At 30.8% G+C, this 22,848-nt stretch carries 16 protein-coding genes; 5 read left to right on the top strand and 11 right to left on the bottom strand.

Features of this window, described 5'->3' with window-relative positions; all coding sequences use genetic code 11:
- Positions 1 to 5: 5 nt before the first annotated feature.
- From ITB9_RS14845 to ITB9_RS14805, 9 genes are all read right to left on the bottom strand, one after another.
- The gene (locus ITB9_RS14845; RefSeq protein WP_054852855.1) at positions 6 to 674 is read right to left on the bottom strand and encodes a carboxypeptidase-like regulatory domain-containing protein; all 669 of its coding nucleotides are present in this window, start codon (positions 672 to 674) and stop codon (positions 6 to 8) included.
- A gap of 132 nt (positions 675 to 806) precedes the next feature.
- Complete coding sequence (locus ITB9_RS14840) at positions 807 to 1,370, bottom strand: hypothetical protein (RefSeq protein ID WP_054852854.1); 564 nt, start codon at positions 1,368 to 1,370, stop codon at positions 807 to 809.
- A gap of 31 nt (positions 1,371 to 1,401) precedes the next feature.
- Positions 1,402 to 3,660, bottom strand: a complete 2,259-nt coding sequence (locus ITB9_RS14835; RefSeq protein WP_054852853.1) for an FUSC family membrane protein — start codon at positions 3,658 to 3,660, stop codon at positions 1,402 to 1,404.
- A gap of 49 nt (positions 3,661 to 3,709) precedes the next feature.
- Complete coding sequence (locus ITB9_RS14830) at positions 3,710 to 5,914, bottom strand: radical SAM protein (protein WP_054852852.1); 2,205 nt, start codon at positions 5,912 to 5,914, stop codon at positions 3,710 to 3,712.
- Positions 5,915 to 5,952: 38 nt separating this feature from the next.
- Entirely contained in the window at positions 5,953 to 7,281 is a 1,329-nt protein-coding gene (locus ITB9_RS14825) for a hypothetical protein (protein WP_054852851.1), read from the bottom strand.
- Between the two features lie 47 nt (positions 7,282 to 7,328).
- The gene (locus ITB9_RS14820; protein ID WP_054852850.1) at positions 7,329 to 8,276 is read right to left on the bottom strand and encodes a tRNA-dihydrouridine synthase; all 948 of its coding nucleotides are present in this window, start codon (positions 8,274 to 8,276) and stop codon (positions 7,329 to 7,331) included.
- A gap of 54 nt (positions 8,277 to 8,330) precedes the next feature.
- The gene (locus tag ITB9_RS14815; protein WP_036598471.1) at positions 8,331 to 8,681 is read right to left on the bottom strand and encodes a ribosomal protein L7/L12; all 351 of its coding nucleotides are present in this window, start codon (positions 8,679 to 8,681) and stop codon (positions 8,331 to 8,333) included.
- Between the two features lie 358 nt (positions 8,682 to 9,039).
- The gene (gene htpG / locus ITB9_RS14810) at positions 9,040 to 10,956 is read right to left on the bottom strand and encodes a molecular chaperone HtpG (protein ID WP_054852849.1); all 1,917 of its coding nucleotides are present in this window, start codon (positions 10,954 to 10,956) and stop codon (positions 9,040 to 9,042) included.
- Positions 10,957 to 11,132: 176 nt separating this feature from the next.
- Positions 11,133 to 13,541 carry a S9 family peptidase gene (locus ITB9_RS14805; protein ID WP_054852907.1) on the bottom strand — a complete coding sequence of 803 codons (2,409 nt, stop codon included), beginning with the start codon at positions 13,539 to 13,541 and terminating at the stop codon, positions 11,133 to 11,135.
- Between the two features lie 230 nt (positions 13,542 to 13,771).
- On the opposite strand from ITB9_RS14805, the gene ITB9_RS14800 reads away from it, so the two are divergent.
- Positions 13,772 to 14,782: a 3-oxoacyl-ACP synthase III family protein gene (locus ITB9_RS14800; protein ID WP_028607041.1), complete on the top strand. Its 1,011-nt coding sequence runs from the start codon at positions 13,772 to 13,774 to the stop codon at positions 14,780 to 14,782.
- Positions 14,783 to 15,161: 379 nt separating this feature from the next.
- On the opposite strand, the gene ITB9_RS14795 is transcribed toward ITB9_RS14800, so the two are convergent.
- Positions 15,162 to 17,606, bottom strand: a complete 2,445-nt coding sequence (locus ITB9_RS14795; protein WP_054852848.1) for an outer membrane beta-barrel family protein — start codon at positions 17,604 to 17,606, stop codon at positions 15,162 to 15,164.
- A gap of 102 nt (positions 17,607 to 17,708) precedes the next feature.
- Here ITB9_RS14795 and ITB9_RS14790 point away from each other — a divergent pair, with 102 nt between their 5' ends.
- On the top strand, positions 17,709 to 18,071 hold the full coding sequence (locus ITB9_RS14790) for a CoA-binding protein (RefSeq protein ID WP_028607043.1): 363 nt from the start codon (positions 17,709 to 17,711) through the stop codon (positions 18,069 to 18,071).
- On the opposite strand, the gene ITB9_RS14785 is transcribed toward ITB9_RS14790, so the two are convergent.
- A complete protein-coding gene (locus tag ITB9_RS14785) occupies positions 18,055 to 19,542 on the bottom strand; it encodes a sodium:solute symporter (protein WP_054852847.1) in 1,488 nt (495 codons plus the stop codon). The genes ITB9_RS14790 and ITB9_RS14785 overlap by 17 nt on opposite strands.
- Before the next feature lie 139 nt (positions 19,543 to 19,681).
- On the opposite strand from ITB9_RS14785, the gene recR reads away from it, so the two are divergent.
- From recR to ITB9_RS14770, 3 genes are all read left to right on the top strand, one after another.
- The gene (recR, locus tag ITB9_RS14780; protein WP_028289499.1) at positions 19,682 to 20,299 is read left to right on the top strand and encodes a recombination mediator RecR; all 618 of its coding nucleotides are present in this window, start codon (positions 19,682 to 19,684) and stop codon (positions 20,297 to 20,299) included.
- 7 nt (positions 20,300 to 20,306) lie between these two features.
- A complete protein-coding gene (locus ITB9_RS14775) occupies positions 20,307 to 21,404 on the top strand; it encodes a glycosyltransferase family 2 protein (RefSeq protein ID WP_054852846.1) in 1,098 nt (365 codons plus the stop codon).
- A gap of 94 nt (positions 21,405 to 21,498) precedes the next feature.
- On the top strand, positions 21,499 to 22,812 hold the full coding sequence (locus ITB9_RS14770) for a dihydrolipoamide acetyltransferase family protein (RefSeq protein ID WP_054852845.1): 1,314 nt from the start codon (positions 21,499 to 21,501) through the stop codon (positions 22,810 to 22,812).
- The last annotated feature ends 36 nt before the right edge of the window (positions 22,813 to 22,848 follow it).

The raw sequence follows: 22,848 nt of genomic DNA, 5'->3' as shown, positions 1-22,848 counted from the left end.
GAAAATTATTTACGTTTTGATTGAAATACTTCTTTTACAGCTACTTTACCCATTAAAATATAATGGTCATTGTTTAATGTTACGTCAAGATTAACTGTTTTTTTATTGTCAGGATCTGTTACTGTTATTTTCTTTGCTTCATAACCAACATAGCTAAAAACTAATATAGATCCTTTATTTAGTTTATTAGGAAATGTGAAGTTACCATCAAAATCAGTCTGAGTCCCAATGTTTGTTCCTTCTAAAACAATATTTGTAAGTGGTAATGGTAAACCGTCGTCATCTAAAACAGTCCCTTTAATTAATATGGGTTGGTTTAATTGTTTTATGGTTTTGGATGTGTTTTTTGTTATGTTATTACTGTCTTGAGCTTGAGCTGTAAAAAAGGATAAAAAGGCTAAGCATGCTAATCCAATACTGCTAACTAAATTCAATTTTTTATTTTGTTTAATAGGTTTTGAATAGCTTGTTAATTGTGTGTTTTTAAATTGACCACAGGTATTTAAATTGTTTTTATTTTGAAAAAATAAAGCAATTTGGTTTGGTGTCCAATTTGTAAAATCTACCACTTCTTTAGTGCAAGAATTACAAAACCCTCCATTTGTTGTAGGAGTGAAGTTGCTAAATTTTTCTTGACAAGGTGTTTTAATATTTAAGTTAATTTGATTTTTCATGATATACCGTTTTTAAGTTATACATCAAACTTATATAACTTAGTAATGGTATAAAATAGACAATGAGTAAACAGTGCTTTTTAAATGGTAAACAACACTTTTGGCTAAGTATAGCTTTTTTTTAAAGGTAAGTTATTGACACAGTTTTTCAGGAATGTTCAATTGGTTTGAAATTTTTCTACGTCTTAAAGTAACCTTTTTAGGATTGGTTTTTAAAAATTGAATAGGTAATTCTGTCGTAAGTGTAATTGCTTCAAATGTAGTTTTATGCTCAAAAAAACATTCATTTATATAAGCTGTATTGTTGTAGTTAAATTCAAACTCTACAACATATAAAAATTCTTTTATAACTTTAGTTTTGGAAGAATCAAATGTGGAACTGTTAGTATGCGAATAGTCGTCGATTCGTTTATTGGTAATCCTTGCAAAGGTATAACTGCCATATTTTTTTACTTTAGTTTTTTCGTAATAATACATTATACTAGAAGGTAAAGTAAAGAGCATAAATGCTGAAGCTAGTACTATAAAGGCATAGCCAAAAATTACAAAACCAATACCGTTTTGTTCAATATGATTACCTAAATAGATAAAAAAACTACCAAAAACAATAAATATTAGCCAGATACCAAGTAAACCCAAATGTGGTTTTATAGCTTCTGTTACAAAATGTTTTTGATCGTTAAAAGTGACTTTCAATATTTTTTATAAAATGAATTAAAATAGCAAGTTAATTAAAAACCGAATGATATTTAGTCGTTACTTTGGTTAAATTAGTTGACAATGTTTTTAACCATAATAATTGATTGCTAATTAAGTGTGCTTCTTGAAGGTTTAGTAATGTTTTTGTGTCAATTAATGTTTGACCAGCTTTAATTTGGTTATCACGCTTGTCTGATAATTTTGCATAATGTTTTTGAAGTGTTTGATGGGCTTGTTGAATTTCTTTTTCTTCTGAAACAACAATTTGCTTATTACTGTCTAATGTTTTTGCCGATTGATTTAAAGTTGTAGTAATATCTTTTATAATAGTATCAAATTCTTCTGAAGCAGGAGTTGTTTTATGATTTAAAATATAGCGTCCAATAGAAGCTGTAGCAGATAATATAGTGTGATTTAGTGTTACAATATCATATATTAAAACCGATTGTTTTTGCTTAGATTTAGGGTCTTGAGTCAGTCTTTGAAAAGCAGCATTAAGATTACTCATGGCTATAAATGCTTCTTTTCTGGATACTTTATATTTTAATGTGTTAGCTTCTTTATCGTGATATAAGTTTTTAGTAGCCCTTAAATAATTACTATTTGCAGTTATAACATTTAGTATAACCGAATCTAGATTTTTGTACTCCCAACTTGGTAAAATTAAATAATTTGCCAATACAGCAATTGTTGCACCAATAGCAGTGTCAATTACTCTAAACTGAATGACAGCAAAAGCATTAGGCTCTATTAAAGCATACACAAACACAATGTGTAACGTGATAAATGCTGCGCCAATTTTATAACTTTGTTGTATTAACGAAAAAGCAAAAGTTAATGACAATACAGCTAAAACCATATAAACGGTAATGTTTTTGGTTATTAAAATTATTGCTGTTGCTATCATAGCTCCAATTATGGTACCTATAATTCGGTTTTTAGAGCGTTCTTTAGTTAAACCATAATTAGGACGCATAATAACTATTATGGTTAAAATAATCCAATAAGCATTTTTTAGGTCTAAAAGACTACCAAAAACAAACCCAAATACAATAGCAATTGTTAGTCTTAAAGCATGTCTTAACATTGGAGACTCTAAACTAAAATGCTGTAGCAGAATATTAAACCTATAATCTTGAGAAGTTAAAAATTGTTTAGACTCTTGGACTACTAAAGATGCTTTAGCATTATTTTTAACTTTAGTTAATACGCGTCTTATAGCTTTAACTTCTTGAAATAATTGCTTTTGATAATCTTGTAAATTACGCATGGTAATAGCTCCATCTCTTGCCTGTGGTAATGAGATTTCAGAGACGTAAGCTTCAATAGCTTTTTCAGTATTATCGGTAATTTTATTAATATGTTTAATATTGGGAAGCTCACCTTTTTTTATTAATAATTCAGATAGTTTTATTAAGTGATTTCCTAATTCTTTATTAAGCTTTTTAAAAGGACTTAGGTGTTGTTTTTGTAAACCAAAAAGAGTGTCTATTTTAGAGTAATCTATGGTGTTAGCTAAAGCCAGTTCAAAAATATCGATTAACGAAATAAATATTAGTAAACGTCTTTCGTTTGAAAACGAACGACCAGAACGTTTTCTACCTTCTAAAAGTAATTCTCTTAACGTTTCATGTTTTTCGCTAATTTGCGTTTGAATTATTAGTGCTTTTTTCGAAAACTTTTCACGCTTGTTAGGCTTAGTTAAAAGTTTAGCTCTAATTTTTAAATATTGACCTGTTAACGCTAAAGTGTCTGATAGTAATTGGTCATCATCTTTTTTAGGAAAAATCCAATAGGATAATAATGATACTAATAAATACCAAAACCCTCCAATACCTAAAAAACCAACATGTATAATAATAGAGTTTAAATCTGGTTTGCTTACTGCTAAAGCTAGTACTATGGCTAATAAACCTGAAAAAGAAATTAATGAAGCCCTAAAACCATACACAGATATTAAACTTATTAAAAAGCTTAACACAGCAATAGTAAGTATTAATACAATAAAAACAGGTTTGGTTACTAATACTAAAAAGGTGACAATAACAGTTAATGCTACGCTAATTAGTGTCCCATTAATTTTACGTCTTAAACTACCAGGTACGTCACTTGGTGCATTTAAAAAAGTACCTAAAGCTATTGCAGGAGCAAAAGCAAAAAGGTCTAAAAGATTTAAAACAACTAGAGGTAAAACAATTGCTATGGTTAGTACAACGCCTCTATAAAAGCTTGAACCTTTAAAGAAAAGCTCAGTAGTTTTAAGATGTTTTTTTAACTTAGTTTGCATAGTCAGACAAAGGTAAGTTAATGCAATTAGTTTAAATTATAAACTTTACTTAAAGTATTAATAAGCCAAAATCTCTCAGTTTTTGCAAGGATTTAGAGAACCAAAATAATTCGAAATTTTCTAAATTAGTTTCAAAGTCTTTTTTTAATGTCGAAAACGAAAGTGTTTTTCCGCTTGACGGTTTTAAAAGCTCTAAGGTATTTAGCAGCCATTCGCCTTCAGGCTTATTTAATGTTAATTGAAGCGTTTCCGTTTTATCATGAAACGTTAAGTCTAATAAGTAATTGGTAAATCCTTTTTTTATCTTTGTGCGTTCTTCAACCAATGGTAAATGTCCTAACCAAACTATTTTTGCTGTAGGTTTTGTGTTTAAAATAGTTTCAGTATTTAAACAATCTTCAATATAAAAAGGAGCTATTGTGGTTTGCGGAACTGTAAAATCAAACCAATCTTGTAAATCCATGTCAAAACCAATACCATGCATAAAATTGAATAGTGATTTTTTTAGCCCATAACTAAATTGCGAATGATCTATACCTGTGTTGTCTGTAAAATCTATATCATTATTAGCAAAAGAAATGGATTTATAATGAGGTGTAACACCATAATCTGATGGGTTTTTACCAATAGGACTATGTGCTGTTAAAGCAAATTGATGCCAAAATCCAGATTGAATAATACCAAGCTGAAACAATTGTCTAACCATTTCTAAACTATCTATGGTTTCTTGCTCAGTTTGCGTTGGGTAGCCATACATTAAATAGGAGTGAACCATAATATTGGCTTGTGTAAAATTACGTGTCACTTGTGCCACTTGCTGTACAGTGACTCCTTTATCAATTAATTTTAAAAGTCTATCTGAAGCTACTTCTAAACCACCAGAAACTGCAATACAACCAGAGGCTTTTAGTAAGTAACACAGGTCTTGAGTAAAGTTTTTTTCAAATCTAATGTTAGTCCACCAAGTAACGGTTAATTGTCTTTTTAAAATTTCTAGAGCTAATGCTTTCATTAAAGCAGGAGGAGCAGCCTCATCCACAAAATGAAATCCGTTTTCACCAGTTTGAGCAATCAACTGTTCCATTCTGTCTACTAAAAGTGAAGCAGCAATGGGTTCGTAAATTTTAATATAATCTAAAGAGATGTCACAAAAGGTGCATTTTCCCCAATAACAACCATGAGCCATTGTTAGCTTATTCCATCTGCCATCACTCCATAAACTATGCATTGGATTAGCAATTTCGATAACCGAAATATAATCTTCTAAAAGTAAGTCAGAATAGTCAGGCGTACCAACTTGTAATTGTTTATAATCTGGTTTTGTAGTATTGTTTTTATAGCTAACTATTCCGTTTTCTAAAACAAAAGTACGTTTGTATTCTTGTTTATAAAGGTCTTTATTTTGATTAGCTGCATTTACAGCTTTGTGTAATAGCTCTACAGGTAATTCGCCATCATCTAATGTTATAAAATCAAAAAAATCAAAAACACGTGTGTCTGATACTTCACGTAATTCGGTATTAGGAAAACCACCACCAATAGCGATTTTTATGTCAGGATAATTGGCTTTTATAAACTGAGCAGATCTAAATGCACTGTATAAATTCCCTGGAAAGGGAACCGAAAAACAAACCAATTTTGGACTTACTGTTTTAAGTCTTTTGTTTAGAATAGATAAGGTGATCTCATCAATAACTGTTGGTTTGTTTTGCAAGCTGTTGTATAACTCGTCAAAAGCATTTGCACTTTGCCCTAAACGTTCTGCGTATCTACTAAATCCAAAATTTGGGTCGATACACTCAATAATAAAATCTGATAAATCTTCAAGATACAAGGTTGCTAAATGTTTGGCTTTGTCCTGCATTCCCATTTCACCAAATGCCCAATCCATATCTTCTAATTGGTTAAATCTTGAAGCTTGAGGTAAAAAATTAGTAGTACAAATTTGTCTGGCTAAAGTTTGATTTTTGCCTTGTAAAAATAAAATAACAGCATCTAAAGGTTGAAGATAGTTGTCTTTTAAAGTGTAAATACGTTGACAATTATCTGTGACAATACTTTGATTTTTGATGGCTAAATCAAAAAGATTTGTAAACGTTTTCTTACTGAATAATTCCAGAATAACCTCAATACCTAAATCCATTTGAAATGCAGAAATGTCTTTAGTATTTAAAAAACCTTTTAAATATGCAGTCGCAGGATAAGGTGTGTTTAATTGAGTAAAAGGTGGTGTTATTAGTAAAAGATCTTTCACAAATGTTGTTTTTTATACAGTTGCAAAGGTACTTTAAATTACTTGGAGTAATGCCAAAACGGGATAGTTACTATCTTATTTTTAGTATTTATACTATCCTGCTTTTCAATTCTAAAAATGTCTAAACTATGTTTGCCTTCGGTAAGGTTTTTTAAAGGTAGAACTGTTTCAAACCCTTCTTGGTTGTTATTATGTCTTGTGTAAATAAATTCAGGTTGGTTAAAATCTATACTATCTATTTTAAAACTATAAATTTTAGTCAATGTTTTTAAATATTCTGTTTTTAGGCTATCCATGTTTTTAATTTTCACGACTTCATTAAAACTAAAGTTTAAGCCAGATTTTAAACCACGTTTATCATATTGTGGTTTTAAGGTTTTATTAAAATTAAAAATAGCGTCTTCGATGTCTTCATTATATTCAATAAAAACGGGAAGGTAATTAGTGGTAATAATTTTAGAAGGTATAGAAGCGTTTTTAATAAACATACCTTTTTTTGTAATTGTTTCGTCGTAATTATTAATGTTAGCAATATACTGATTAGAGTCATCATTAGTATTCAAATAATTAGACCTGTTATGTTGGTAAGATGCTAAGGTTGCAGCAATAAAGTATAATGGAATTAATGAAAAATGTAGTCTTTTACCAAATCTATTATCCAAAAAATTATGGACTAATGGTCTGTATAAAAAGGAAAGTGTTAAATAATTAAATACCCAATAAAAAGGAAAGTATATTTTAGCTAACCATTTGTTTTTTTTAAGATACCCTTGTGTTACAAAATCTATAAAAGTTAAAAACATGCCTATTAAAACAAAAAATAGTGCGCCAATACCAAGTACAAAAATTATTTTGTTGCTATTTTGATGATCTTTTATCATTAATATTGAAATAGCAACAATACTACCAATGCTAATAAAAATAGATAACATATAAAAAATCAATAAAAAAGAAGTCGCAAATAGTATACTACAGTAATCTTCTAATTTAGATATGTATTTGTCAAAAGATCCTGTTTTACGTCTTATATAGCGATCAAATTTAGGTCTATAATTTAATTTTTTATAGTCAATATCTCCAGATACATAGCGTAATCCTAAGGCTCCAATCCATAATCCTCTTAATACAACGTGTAATAAAAGAGAGGTCATTAAGATGTAACAAGAAAATAACATTAAAACAATACCAATAGATATTATAGTATTGCCTTCGTTACTTGAAATGTTATAATATAATTCTAAGGGGTCAAAAGCTTGAGATAATCCATAAACTGAAAACCCAGAAATAATAAGTTCTAATTGCCAACTTTCTTGTTGAAGTTTATCAAGCCAAGCCTTAAAAGCTTTGGATCTGTAATTATTTTGCATTGAAATTTTGGTTGGTTACCGTAAATATAATTTAAATAATGAAAATGTTACTTTTCATTATTTAAAATAGTAGCAACTGCTTGCTTGTACTTAACTGGATTACCTGCTTTTTTTATGGCTTTATATGTTTTTTGCGGATTAGAGAATGACTGAGAGAAAAATTCCCAAAAGCCTAACATTTTCATTTTTATAGGTGTTGGACCAGACAGATACTCGTCATATTGTTGATAAATTGTGTCATGAAATTGGCTAAAAATGTCCCAACGGTTTTTAGGATATTCGGTTGTGTTATTTTTAATCATACTTGGTAAAAAAGGATCAGCAATTAGACCACGACCAATCATAAAATGATCAATGTCTGGAAAACGTGCTTCCATATTCTTAAAAGAGGCTACACTTGTAATATCACCATTGTAGTATAATTTATGTTTGGTACTTTTTGTACAACGTTCAAAAGCATCTAAATCTACAGGCCCTTTGTATAATTGCTTACCAATTCTGGCATGTATCGCAATATTTTTAAGTGGATATTTGTCTAGAGTAGGGAAGGCGTCTAAAATTTCGTTAGCGTTATCATAACCCATTCTCATTTTCATGGATACAGTAATATCACTCTCGTTATGTGCTTTGTTTAAAATCTCATCAATTTTTGTCGGATTACAAATTAATCCAGAACCCATACCAGATTTTGTAACCATTGGATATGGACAACCTAAATTCCAGTTTAGTTCTTTGTAGCCTAAACTTTGTACATACTTAATCACAAATAAAAACTCGTCAGCATCATTGGTCATTACTTGTGGTATGACATTTAATGTGGTGTTATTTTCTGGTTGTAAATCCAGTTGATAAGAATTTTTGATTTTTAATTTACCATTTAACCTAATATATGGTGCATAAAATGTATCAATACCACCAAAGTAGTGATGGAATGCATTTCTAAATCTAAAATCAGTGAAGCCTTGTAAAGGCGAAGACAATAAGGTAATGGACATTAAACAGTATTTGTTAAGCAAATATAGTTTAAATTGAAAAAGAGTTACGCGATTTTACTTTTGAATATATAAAACCATCATTGTTATAAGGCTAATTAATAAAATTAAGATGACGTAATTTTTAGTTTTAGAAGGATCATCTATTATATGATTGCCTTTTTTTTGAAATTGACTAAAATCTTCAGGTATTAGTGGACTTGACAAGTCCGTAGATATAAAATTAGGTTTACCATCAAAATAATCTGGATTGTTGGTTAATCTGTCAACAATATCTTTACTTTCTTTTAAGCCAATATTTAATTGGTCTCTTACAGATTTTATGGCTTGTAGTTTTTTTCCTTTGGCAATTAACAGTAATAATTTGGTTTTATTAATTAGTGTATTGTTAATGATAATTGTACTCATAGCTAGAAAGTTGCTGGTTTTGACAGGTTAATTAATTGGTTGTCATAATAGCATTTATTTGCTTTAATTAAGCATATGGTATTGGTATATAGTAAGGTAAGGTGTAAATGCAAACTGAAACTATAATGTGTTTTTATCATGTTAACTAATTATCATTTAGCTTGTACAAGTTAGTCATTTTTTTTTAATTTAAAAATGAACGATCATTTTTGAGTATAACCTAATGATTTAATTTTTGTTATTAAACCACTAATGTATCTGGCTGTATTTATTGTATTATTAGGTTTGTAGTAATAAAAAAACCACCTATTTCTAGGTGGTTTTTTGTTTCCGCGAAAGCGATATTTTTAATAGTAAATTACTTTAGTAACTCGTAACTACGTTTTACAAAGTCTGATAATTCTTTACCTTTTAGTAAACCTTGAGATAAACGTGCTAAGTCTAAACTTTGCGTGATTAAATGCGTTTGTTTGTCTTTAGCTTCTGTATTTAAAATTTCTGCTACTAAGTCAGAGTTTGTATTAACAACAAGGTTATACATTTCTGGCATGTTACCAAACATTTGCATTCCGCCTCCACCACCAGATGCTTGCATCTCTTTCATACGACGCATAAATTCTGGTTGTGTAATCATAAACGGAGTCGCATTACTATCCATAGCTTCTAACTGTACCATGAATTTTTCTGAAGGAATAGTAGCTTTTAAAATTTCGTCTAGAGCTTTAGTTTGCTCTTCGTCAAGCTTAGATATTGCAGCTTCGTCTTTGGCAATTAATTTGTCAATAGAGTCTGCGTCTACACGTGCAAATGTTATGTTTTCTTTAGTAGATTCTAGTTTTTGCATTAAATGCGAAACGATAGGACTGTCTAATAATAAAACTTCGTAACCTTTATCTTTGGCAGCTTCAATGTAGCTATGTTGCTCATCTTGATTACTTGTGTAAAGTATTACTAATTTATTGTCTTTGTCAGTTTGTTTAGCCTTTATTGCGTTAAATAACTCGTCATAAGTGTAAAACTTACCATCAACAGTTGGATATAACGCAAATGCATCTGCTTTGTCAAAAAACTTATCTTCAGACAACATACCGTATTCAATAACAATTTTAATGTCATTCCATTTAGCTTCAAACTCTTCACGATTATTATTAAATAAAGATTTAAGTTTATCTGCTACTTTACGTGTAATGTAAGAACTAATTTTTTTAACTGCACCATCGGCTTGAAGGTAACTACGCGATACGTTTAATGGGATATCTGGACTGTCAATAACACCACGTAACATAGTTAAAAACTCAGGTACAATACCTTCTACGTTATCTGTAACGTAAACTTGGTTTTGATATAACTGAATTTTATCCTTTTGCATAGCCATATCCTGAGACATCTTAGGGAAATATAAAATACCTGTTAAGTTGAATGGATAGTCTACATTTAAATGAATGTGAAATAATGGATCTTCATGCTGTGCTGGATACAGCTCACGATAAAATCCTTTGTAGTCTTCGTCCTCTAACTCAGTTGGTTGTTTTGTCCAAGCTGGATTAGGGTTGTTTATTATGTTGTCAACAGTGATTTTTTTCTGAGGCTCAGTAGTTTCTTTACCTTCAGCATCAGTAGTTGTTTCTGGTGTGTGATCAGGATCGTTTACTTCTTTAGTTCCAAATTTAATTGGAATAGGCATAAATTTGTTATACTTATATAATAAGCTGCTAATACGTGCTTCTTCTAAAAACTCAGTAGAGTCTTCAGCAATATGTAATATAATCTCAGTTCCTCTATCTGTTTTATCAGCTTCTTCTAATGTAAATTCAGGAGATCCATCACAAGTCCAATGTGCAGCTGTAGTACCTTCTTTATGAGATTTGGTGATGATTTCTACCTTTTCTGCAACCATAAATGCAGAGTAAAAACCTAATCCAAAGTGTCCAATAATACCAGAGTCTTTTGCACTGTCTTTGTATTGGTCTAAAAATTCTTCAGCTCCAGAAAAAGCAACTTGGTTGATGTATTTTTCAACCTCGTCTGCAGTCATACCAAGACCTTGATCAATAATATGAAGTTTTTTACCTTCTTTATCAATTTTAACCTCAATAACTGGGTTTCCATATTCAGATTTTGACTCTCCAATACTAGTTAAATGCTTTAGCTTTAAAGTAGCATCTGTACCATTACTAATTAACTCACGTAAAAAAATCTCGTGATCACTGTATAAAAATTTCTTAATTAACGGGAAAATGTTTTCAACCGAAACATTAATATTTCCTTTTGCCATGATAATATTGTTTATGTTTTAATTTCCGCTTTAAGCGAAAAAATAGATTTATTATTTGCTTTGTTATAGACAACAAAAATGCCAATTGATTAACTTGACCTTTTTTGTGACAAGATGACATAAAAAAACCATTCGTTTTACTGAATGGTTTTTAGGTAATCCGTTTTTATTGAGATTTATTGTTTGTTTTTAACATGTTTGTCTAACCATTGTTCTTGTTCCCAAAGCATATGCATAATAGATTCTTTGGCTCTGTATCCATGACTTTCTTTAGGAAGCATAACTAATCTTACAGGTGCACCTAAACCTTTTAATGCGTTAAAATAACGTTCGCTTTGTAATGGGTAGGTTCCAGAGTTATTATCTGCAACACCATGTATTAACAGTAAAGGTGTTTTCATTTTGTCTGCATGCATAAATGGAGACATGTTATAGTATATTTCTGGAGCTTCCCAATAGCTACGTTCCTCACTTTGAAATCCAAAAGGTGTTAATGTTCTATTATATGCACCACTTCTTGCTATACCAGCAGCAAATAAATTTGAGTGCGATAATAAATTAGCTGTCATAAAAGCACCATAACTATGACCTCCTACAGCAACTTTATTTCTGTCAATATATCCAAGATTATCAACAGCATCAATAGCAGCTTTTGCATTGGCTACTAATTGTGTTCTGAATGAGTCGTTTGGTTCTTCAGTACCTTCACCAACAATTGGGAAAGCAGCATCATCTAAAACAACATAACCTTTAGTTACCCAATATATTGGAGAACCCCAATATGGATACACAAATTCGTTTGGATTAGCTGTACTTTGCGATGCACTTGACTTATCTTTAAATTCTCTTGGATAAGCCCATAAAATCATTGGGTATTTTTTATCCTTTTTATAATCTAGAGGTAAATATAATGTGCCTTCTAAATCTAATCCATCATCTCTTTTGTAGTTAATAACACGTTTGTCAACATTTTCTATACTTTTAAAAGGATTTTTAAAATCTGTAATAGCTTTTAAATCATTGTCTTTGTAAATATTTCTTATGTAATAATTAGGGTATTCTGTTTTAGATTCTATTCTAACTAAAACATCTCCCTTTTTCATATCTAAAGCAGTGTTTAAGCTTTCTAGCTTATCAGTGTATTTAGATTGGTATAAACGTTTAGTCGTGTTGGTTGTAATATCATATTGATCTATAAAAGGAAATTGTCCTTCTTTAGAGAAGCCTTCACCCATTAAAAATAATTTATCACCATCCATTGTTAATGTATAATTACCATATTTGTTTTTAGACCTCACAAAATCTCCTGGATCGCTATATACATCTTGATAGCTTCTGTCTGTTATTATTTTAGCGTCTTTAGTATTATCTGAAGGATTAAATAAATAGGTTTTGGTGTTTCTTGTATTCCACCAATAGTCATAAGCAATAGCAGTATTGTCATTTCCCCAAGTGATATTAGAAAAACGTTGTTTGGTTTTTATAAGAAGTTTTGCATTTGCATTAAAAGGTGCTTCCATTTGGTAAACAGCATCTCTAAAATCTACTTTAACTGCTGGATCACCTTTATCCAAAGCTTCAGTCCATACTAAGGTTGACGGTTTGTCGCTTCTCCAAGTCATGTTTCGTTTTCCAGTTCTAGTAGACATGAAACCTTTTGGTCTAACTTCGTCTAAAGCAACATCATTTACTTTAGAAATTAATTTAGCTTTATTGTCATAAATATTACTTTCGTTAGGAAACCTAGAATAGGTTACTAAATATGAAAATGGTTTTTTGATTTTTGTAATCATAATATAAGTTCCGTCAGGCGAAAAGATAATATTACGATACATATCTGCCTTTAAAAATGTTTCAGTTTTACCTTTTACAGATACTTTTTTAATTTCAGATCGTGCAAGTTGTTCAAAATTAAATTCATCATTAGGTGTTTTTAATAAATCTTGGTACGTTCTGTTTTGTGCTTTAGCACCATCACTTACAGACACTGTAGGACCAGACGGTACAGCAGTGGAGGTGTTTATTAAAGGTTTTCTGTCACTTGGTAACATTTTTACCAATAGATTTTGATTGTCTTCAAGCCAATTTAATGTGCTTCCCATATTAGCATTAACATTAGCGTCTGTAATTTTTTTAGCAGACGCTTTATTAATATCTACAATCCAAACTTCAACACCTTTATCTGTGGTGTTAAGACAGGCAATCATGGTTTCATCTGGAGACCATCTAAAGCCTGATAATCTTGGTTTAGCTGGTAAGCCAGATATTTGCTTAGCGACTTTATCTTTTGTTTTTTTAATTTTTAAATTAGTGTAATAGGTTGTTCTGCTTCCAATGTTTGTTACAGGATTTATTCTTAATCCTGCTAAACGTAATTCGGTTTCAGATAATTCTGTAATAGATTTATATTGATTACGATAAAACAAAACCATGTTTTCTCCTTTACTGTCAATTTGTACACCAGGAGCTAAATCTGCATCTGCTAATTTTAAAATTTCTTCAGAAGGTTTTTGGTACGTTAAATTTTGTTGCGCATAGCTATTACTAAGTAGTAAAATAGCAAATAATTGAAGTAGTTTTTTCATTTTTAATAAGGTTGATTTTTCAACTTTCAAGTTACTTAAAATCTATTTTGGTAAATGTGATAGATTTGTTAAAACTTATAGCAAATTTTATTGTCAATTAATAGTTAGTTATTATGCATGCATAATTAAATAGTGTAATTTGTGAAATCTTTATTTTTGAAAGCATTAAATTGCGAAACTATTTGCTTTAGTGATAAAAGAAGCAATAGCATTAATAAAAATATAATTAAATGTATAATTCAAAAATTATTGGTTTAGGTAAGTATGTGCCTGACAACGTTGTGACTAATGAAGATTTATCCAAAATGATGGATACTAATGATGAGTGGATTACAGAACGTACTGGAATTAAGGAAAGACGTTGGGTAAAAGAAGGCTCTGGTGACACCACTGCTACAATGGGTGTAAAAGCTGCTAAACAAGCAATTGAACGTGCTGGAATAGATAAAGATGATATTGATTTTATCATTTTTGCAACCCTAAGTCCTGACATGTATTTTCCTGGTCCAGGAGTGCAAGTACAACATGCTTTAGGTATTAAAACGGTTGGAGCCTTGGATGTACGTAACCAATGTTCTGGTTTTATATATGCATTATCTGTAGCAGATAATTTTATTAAAACTGGTATGTATAAAAACATATTAGTTATTGGTAGCGAGCTGCATTCTCATGGTTTGGATAAAACTACAAGAGGTCGTGGTGTTACAGTAATTTTTGGAGATGGAGCAGGAGCAGCAATTTTAACAAGAGAAGAAGATACTACTAAAGGAGTTTTATCCACACACTTACATAGTCAAGGTGAACATGCAGAAGAATTAGTGTTGGTTGCACCAGGAATGGGAAAGCGTTGGGTTAATGATATTATTGCTGATAATGATCCTAATGACGAAAGCTATTTTCCGCATATGAATGGTCAGTTTGTATTTAAAAATGCGGTTGTTCGTTTTAGTGAAGTGATAATGGAAGGTTTAGTTAAAAACAAAATGGGTAAAGATGCTATTGATATGCTAATACCTCATCAAGCAAATTTACGTATTGCACAATTTATACAAAAGAAATTTGAATTAACAGATGACCAAGTGTATAATAACATTATGCGTTATGGTAATACAACTGCAGCATCTATACCAATAGCTTTGACTGAAGCTTGGGAAGAAGGTAAAATAAAGGAAGGCGACAATGTTGTGTTGGCTGCTTTTGGTAGTGGTTTTACTTGGGGAAGTGCTATTATTAAATGGTAATTAATTACAAGACTTAATAATATTTTATATAATTAAAAAAGCCAAACACAATTTTGTGTTTGGCTTTTTCTATTAACTAACTAACTATTTAACTTAACTATATAAATCTGTTGGTTTTTTGTGAAGACTAATTCAAATAAAAATAAAAACGATTTACTGTTTTGTTACTATTAAGACGCCTAAAATTGAATTTTATTACGCTGATTATCAGTATTTAACGTTATTTTAACATTAGGTTGTTTAATTACCAAATAATGTGTTAAAAATAAAAACCCAAAGTTGATCAGACTTTGGGTTTTCTTTATCTAGCAACTAACCTAAACACTAACCATCAACTGTTTTGTTAGCAACTAAATAGCCTCTAGAAGGTATTTTTATATTACATAAATCCGCCTCCAGATTTAGTATCATTATCTCTTTGTTTTCTTGATTTTGCTCTGTAGTTTCCTCCTCCAAAGCGGTAAGATAAACGTCCAGAAATTTGTTGACTTTCCCAATTAAAACGTCCAACTTGTACATAAGGTGTCTTACCTTCAAATTGTGCATACATAGTATCAAAAATGTCATTGTAGCTTAAGCTAAAGCTTGCTTTACCTTGTAAGAAGCTGTAACGCATCCCTAAATTTACCATAAACATGTCATTAGTTTCAAACTGTATGTTTTTGTTTTTTCCACTATACATTCCAAAAGCAGATAGACTTAAAGCTTTGGTTACTTTAAAATTATTAAAAGCCCTAACATTCCACATAACATTATCTACTTGTACAGTATTTAAAACAATGTTTTGATTACTATCAAAAGATTCGGCTACACTTTTTTGAGTTTGAGAAAATAAATCGAAACTAGCATTAACACTCCACCATTTAGTAGGCCTGTAGTTTGATGATAACTCAACTCCGTAAGCAGATGAGTTGTCAAAGTTTAAGTTTGTAAAAATTAAACGATTTGTATCTGTTCTATCAATAAGTATGGCTTGTTGTATCTCGTCTTCAATAATTCTGTAAAATACACCAGCAGTAATGCTTCCGTTTTCTAATTGTCTTGTGTAATTAGTTTCAATAGAGTTTGTAAATTGTGGACGTAACTCTTGATTTCCAAATTGAGAAATTAATGGTGTGTTCCATTCAGGTAAAGGATTAACTTGACCAATTCCTGGACGATCTACACGTCTGCTGTAATTTACCTGAAACGAGTTTTTGTCTGAAGGAGAATACGTTACAAAAGCCGAAGGGTATAACTTAAAATAATCATTGTCAAACGGAATATTAGTTTGCTCATTAGATTGTAAATCTTCTTTAAAAGCTTCTGAGTTTACCGTTACATTTTCAGCACGTAAACCAACTTGGTAACTCCATTTGTCTAATGTTTTACCGTACGTTGCATAAGCAGAATAAATGTCTCTTGTGTAATCAAAAGTTGTGGTTGTAGGTATGTAATCTCCATTTTGATTGGTCTCTCTTGCATCAGATTGATAGTAAATATTGGTATTAAATAATCGTGCTTGAAGTCCAACTTCTAATTTTGCAGTTTCAGATAAAGGGTTGCTGTAGTCTAAGTTAATAGTACTGCTTTTTCGGTCTGTATCTGTATCTTCAATAAAATTAGGACGTTGTGAGCTAAAAAAGTTATTTCGTGTAAAGGCTAAACCATTATAAGTGTTGTGATCTACTTCTAATTCAATATTATGTCCTTCATCATTAAAATCATGCTTGTAATTAAAATTATATTGTTGTGAATCATTTTCGTTATCACTTCTTGTGTATTGACTTTCGTTTAAAGATGTATCAAATAAATAGTTTATACTTGAGTCTACGTCAACCCATCCATTAAATATATTTTGATTTGTAAATACTGAAATAGTGTTTTTATCATCTAAATAATAATCCAAGCCTACTTTAAATAAATGAGATTTGTTATTGTTTAAAATCTCAAAATTTTGATTAATATTTTGTTCAATTCTATTGATTTCTCCAAAATTGAAATTTTTTGTAACACTGTTATTATATGATCCATAAACGTTAAACTTTCCGTTTCTATAATTGGCATCAATAGAGCTATTAAATTTAGCTTCCACATCATGGGATAACCCTATGTTTAGGTTTCCGTTAAAACCAATTTTTGTATTTTTATGTAATACAATATTTATAATTCCGCTCATTCCTTCAGGATTATACTTAGCAGAAGGATTTGTAATTAGTTCAATGCTTTTAATAGAAGACGAAGGGATTTGTTTTAGTAACTGTTCGGCAGGAATATTAGATAATTTCCCATCTACCATTACACGTACATTTTGGTTACCTCGCAAACTAATAGATCCTGTTTGTTGGTCCACACTTACAGATGGTAAGTTGTTCATAATCTCACTAGCTGTAGCACCTGCAGTTTGCAAGTCTTTACCAATGGTAATAACTTTACGATCAACTTTTTGTTGTATTGTTGAGGTTTCAGCAACAATCGTTACTTCATCCAAACTTGTTGCAGCTTCTTCAAGATTTATAGTTCCTAAATCTATTTTTTTATTGTCTTTAGAGATGTTAATAGTTTTGGTTTGTGATAAAAATCCAAGATATTCAATACTAACAATGTGTATTCCAGCTGGTATTTGGTTTACTTCAAATTGACCGTCATTATTTGTGATACCTCCAGTAATTAAATTGTTTTTAGAGTCCTTAATAATTATATTTACATAAGGTAAGGGTTGGTTTAAAGTTACGTCTAATACAGTACCAGTAACAGTTCCGATTTTTGGTTTGACATTAGGTTGGTTTTGAGATTGCATGCTAAAGGCTACCAATAGACATACGATGGTGAATAGTTTTTTCATTGTTTTGATTGATTATTTGATTGATGTTTGGTTATGCTATAAAGACGTCACAATTGTCAATCTGTTACTGTAAAAAATCGTTTTATTAAAACTTTAACATTTATGAATAAAAAAACATTGGTTCTAGGAGCTTCCTTAAAACTTGACAGATATAGCAACATTGCATTACGTAAATTGGTTAATTATAACCATAGTACAGTTGCTTTTGGGATGAAAGCAGGACAGGTAAAAGGCGTTACTATTGACACTCAATTACAACAATATCAAGATTTAGATACAATAACGTTATATCTTAATCCGACACGTCAAAAAGAATATTATGATTATATAACTGGTTTAAATCCAAAGCGAGTCATTTTTAATCCAGGTACAGAAAATCCTGAATTATATCAATTATTAACAGCTAATGGTATAGATTATGAAGTTGCCTGTACTTTAGTATTACTATCTACAAATCAGTATTAGGTGTCGCTTTCGCGGAAATTAAATACAGACCTAAACATGTTATTAGTCCGTTTAACGGAAGGATTTCCCAATGGAAAGCATATTGACCAATAAAACTATCCGGAAAGTTTCCAGGTAGTTCTGTGATTATATAAGTAATTATAATTGAAGCTAGGCCAACAATCCATGCAAATTGGTCTTTAATGCTACGTTTACTAAGTATACCAAAAGCAAATAAACCCAATAATGGACCATAAGTAAAGGTAGCAAACTTAAAAAGGTTGTTTACAACGCTACCTTCAAGTTCATTAAAAATAACAACAACAATAATCAAAAGTAACGATACACCAATGTGTACTTTTTTACGTAAAGGTTTTTGTTCCGTTTTAGGCAGTTTTTCAATATTTAAAAAATCTACAGAAAAAGAAGTTGTTAGCGACGTTAAAGCACTATCTGCACTGCTATAAGCAGCAGCAATTAGTCCAATTAAAAAAGTGATTTGTAACCCAAGACCTAAACCTTGATTCATGGCTATTTCTGGAAATAACAAATCCGTACGCGTTTTACCATCAACAACAGGAATTGAAACACCAAACTGCTCGGCATAAATAAATAGTAAAGCACCTAATGATAAAAATATAATATTTACAAAAACCAATAAAACAGACATGCTAAACATGTTTTTTTTAGCATCAGAAGGGTTTTTACAAGTTAAGTTTTTTTGCATCATGTCTTGGTCTAAACCAGTCATTGTAATGGTTATAAAAATACCACCAATAAAATATTTCCAGAAATATATTTTACTATTAACGTCATCAAAAAATAGCACTTGACTTTTTGCAGCAAAAGCCTCTTGACTAAAAATGGTTGCAATAGACCAATCAAGTTTATTTACAATTAAAACAATAGCAACAATAACACAAGTTAACATAGCTAATGTTTGTAATGTGTCTGTCCAAACAATAGTTTTAATACCACCACGATTAGTATATAACCAGATTAGTAATATAGAGATTACAACGGTTAACCAAAACGGAACGCCTAATGCTTCAAAAACTATATATTGCATTGCTAAAGCTACTAGAAACAGTCTAAAAGCTGCACCTGTAACTCTTGATAATAAAAAGAAAAAAGCACCTGTTTTGTAACTTGTAGTGCCAAAACGTTGTTCTAAATATTGATAAATGGACGTAACATTTAGTTTGTAGTATAATGGTAGTAATACTAATAGTACAACCAGATAACCAACAAAAAAACCAAGCACACCTTGCATGTAAGCAAACTGTTGACCTTCAATTAAACCAGGAACAGATATAAATGTAACACCAGATAATGAAGCGCCAATCATACCAAAAGCAACGACATACCAAGGTGATTGTTTATTTCCTTTAAAAAACACATCGTTAGAATCGTCTTTACCAGTAAAATAAGAGATTAATATTAGCACACCAAAGTAAGCAGCTATTAATAAAAGGATCTGTATTGAAGTCATAGTTTTTATTTGTGAAGCCAAAATACAAAATTAGTATGTACAAGCTATATTAAGATTTGTAAAACGTGTTTTAAACTTTTTGAATGGATGATTAAAATAAATTCGAAAACTAGCATCAAATACATTAATTTTGCAGCTTATGGAATTTTCATCAAAACTTCTTGAAAACGCAGTTAACGAGATCTCGCAATTACCAGGTATTGGTAAGCGTACAGCATTGCGTTTAGCCTTACATTTGTTACGTCAACCCAAAGAGCATACCCATAATTTAAGTCATGCTTTATTAAATATGGTCAACGATTTAAAATTATGTAAATCTTGTAATAATATAAGCGATAATGATTTATGCGACATTTGTGCTAACTCATTACGTAAGGATGATGTAATTTGTGTGGTTGAAGATATAAGAGATGTAATGGCTATAGAGAATACAGCGTCTCATAAAGGTTTGTATCATGTTTTAGGCGGAAAAATATCACCTATGGATGGAGTAGGACCACATGATTTAAATATAAATAGTTTGGTTCAAAAAGTAAAAGAAGGTAAGGTAAAAGAGCTTATTTTTGCTTTAAGCCCAACTATGGAAGGAGATACAACCAATTTTTATATCTACAAACAAATCAAAGATTATAGCATTCAAACCTCTACAATAGCAAGAGGAATCTCTGTTGGAGACGAGCTAGAGTATGCAGACGAAATTACCTTAGGACGTAGTATTTTAAACCGTATTCCGTTTGAATCTTCATTAAAATTATAGGCCATTAATGAAGCTATCCGTAATTATCTTAAATTATAACGTACGCCATTTTCTAGAGTTATGCTTACAAAGTGTTGAAGCAGCAATAACAAACCTAGATGCCGAAATAATTGTAGTAGACAATAACTCTCAGGACAATAGTTGTGCAATGGTATTACAAAAGTTTCCGGAAGTAAAACTCATTCAAAACAATCAAAATTTAGGATTTTCAAAAGGAAATAATATTGGTGTGCAACAAGCTAAAGGAGAGTATTTATGTATTCTAAATCCAGATACTGTTGTTCCAGAAGACTGTTTTGAAGAGTTGTTTGATTTTTCAAAAATTAAAAATCAATTAGGTCTTTTTGCTTGCAGATTAATAGATGGTAGTGGTGGTTTTCTGCCAGAAAGTAAGCGTCATATTCCGACACCAAAAGTGGCTTTGAAAAAAATGATTGGATTGGATAAAAGCTACTATGTAACTAGTATTAAACCCAACTCTACAGGCATTTCGCCAATTTTAGTTGGTGCTTTTATGATGGTTAAAAAAGACTTATATCAAGAAGTGGGAGGTTTTGACGAAGACTATTTTATGTATGGTGAAGATATAGATTTGTCATACAAAATAACCAATTCTGGTTATGATAATATGTATTATGGTCCAATAAAAGTGATTCATTTTAAAGGAGAAAGTACTTTAAAAGATGCTAATTATGCTAAACGCTTTTATGGAGCCATGCAAATTTTTTACAAAAAGCATTTCAAACGCAATATTTTGTTTGATAGTCTAGTTTGGTTAGGTATAAAAACCGTTAAAATTTTAAAAAATAACGCTTTCGCGGAAATAAAGCCAGCTGTAAATCATGTGTTGGTTTCCAACCGAAACTACAAAGCATTAAATGCTAAGTACAATAATACATTGCAAATTGTTTCAGAAGTAGTACCATTTAAAAAAAACACACAAGTGATTTTAGATGCTAACTATTTAAGTTTTAAAACAATAATCGAAACGCTTACAAATTCTGAAAAAAATAAAAATATAACCTTTAGAATTATTCCAAAAAGTTCTAATTTTATGCTCGGAAGTGATTCCACAAAAAGTAGAGGTGAAGTGCTTCACTTTTAAGATATTGTAAAATGATGCATAATAAGTAGTAAAAACGCTTATTATTTATTAATTTTGCAATTCAACACATTAAAAAGACTATTAGATTATTAATATGGCAAGATTTGAGCTTAAGTTACCAAAAATGGGAGAAAGCGTTGCAGAAGCAACAATTACTTCATGGTTAAAAGAAGTTGGAGATACTATTGAAGCAGATGAGGCAGTTTTAGAAATTGCAACAGACAAAGTAGATAGTGAAGTACCAAGTGAAGTTGATGGTGTTTTAGTAGAAATACTATTTAACGCTGACGATGTTGTACAAGTTGGTCAAACCATAGCAATTATTGAAACCGATGGTGATACTGCCTCAGCAACTGAAGCACCTAAAACCGAAACTAAAACACAAGCAGATCCTGTTACTGCTCAAGAAGTAACAAAATCTGTAGAAACTGCTAAAGATAGTGTTGCGTCAATAACATCTAATGACGATCGTTTTTATTCGCCATTAGTAAAAAATATGGCAAAAGAAGAAGGTATTGCGCAATCAGAATTAGATGCAATAACTGGAACAGGTAAAGATGGTCGTGTGACTAAAAACGATATGATTGCTTATCTAAAGGATAGAGGTAATCAACCAGTAAAAGCTCAAGCAGCACCAATTGCGACTACAACTAAGACTACTGCACCAGCACCAAAAGCAACACCAATTGCTGCATCTGGTGAAGATGAGATTATTGAGTTAACCAGAATGGGTAAATTAATATCGCATCACATGGTACAATCTGTACAAACTAGTGCGCATGTGCAAAGTTTTATAGAAGCTGATGTTACAAATATTTGGAATTGGCGTAAAAAAGTTAAAGATGGTTTTGCAAAGCGCGAAGGTCAAAACTTAACGTTTACACCAATATTTATGGAAGCTATAGCAAAAGCGTTGCGTGACTTCCCGATGATGAATATTTCATTACAAGGTGATACAATCATAAAAAAGAAAAATATTAATCTAGGTATGGCTGCAGCTTTACCAGACGGTAATTTAATTGTACCTGTAATTAAAAATGCAGATCAATTAAATCTAGTTGGTATGACAAAGCAAGTTAATGATTTAGCTGGACGTGCTAGAGAAGGTAAATTAGCACCAGATGATATACAAGGAGGAACCTACACTGTTACCAATGTAGGTACGTTTGGAAGTATTATGGGTACGCCAATTATTAATCAACCTCAAGTAGGTATTCTAGCTTTAGGAGCAATTCGTAAAGTACCTGCTGTAATCGAAACTCCAGAAGGTGACTTTATCGGAATCCGTTACAAAATGTATCTGTCACACAGTTACGACCATAGAGTTGTTAATGGCGCATTGGGTGGACAATTTGTTAAAGCTGTTAAAGATTATTTAGAAGCTTGGGATAAAAACAGAGAGATCTAAACAACAAAACGTTATATATTAAAAAAGCACAATCTT

The sequence above is a fragment of the Olleya sp. ITB9 genome (genome assembly GCF_001315805.1).
Lineage (GTDB): Bacteria > Bacteroidota > Bacteroidia > Flavobacteriales > Flavobacteriaceae > Olleya > Olleya sediminilitoris.
The sequence above is the reverse complement of the archived record's forward strand: the minus strand, read 5'-3'. Positions and strand labels throughout refer to the sequence as shown.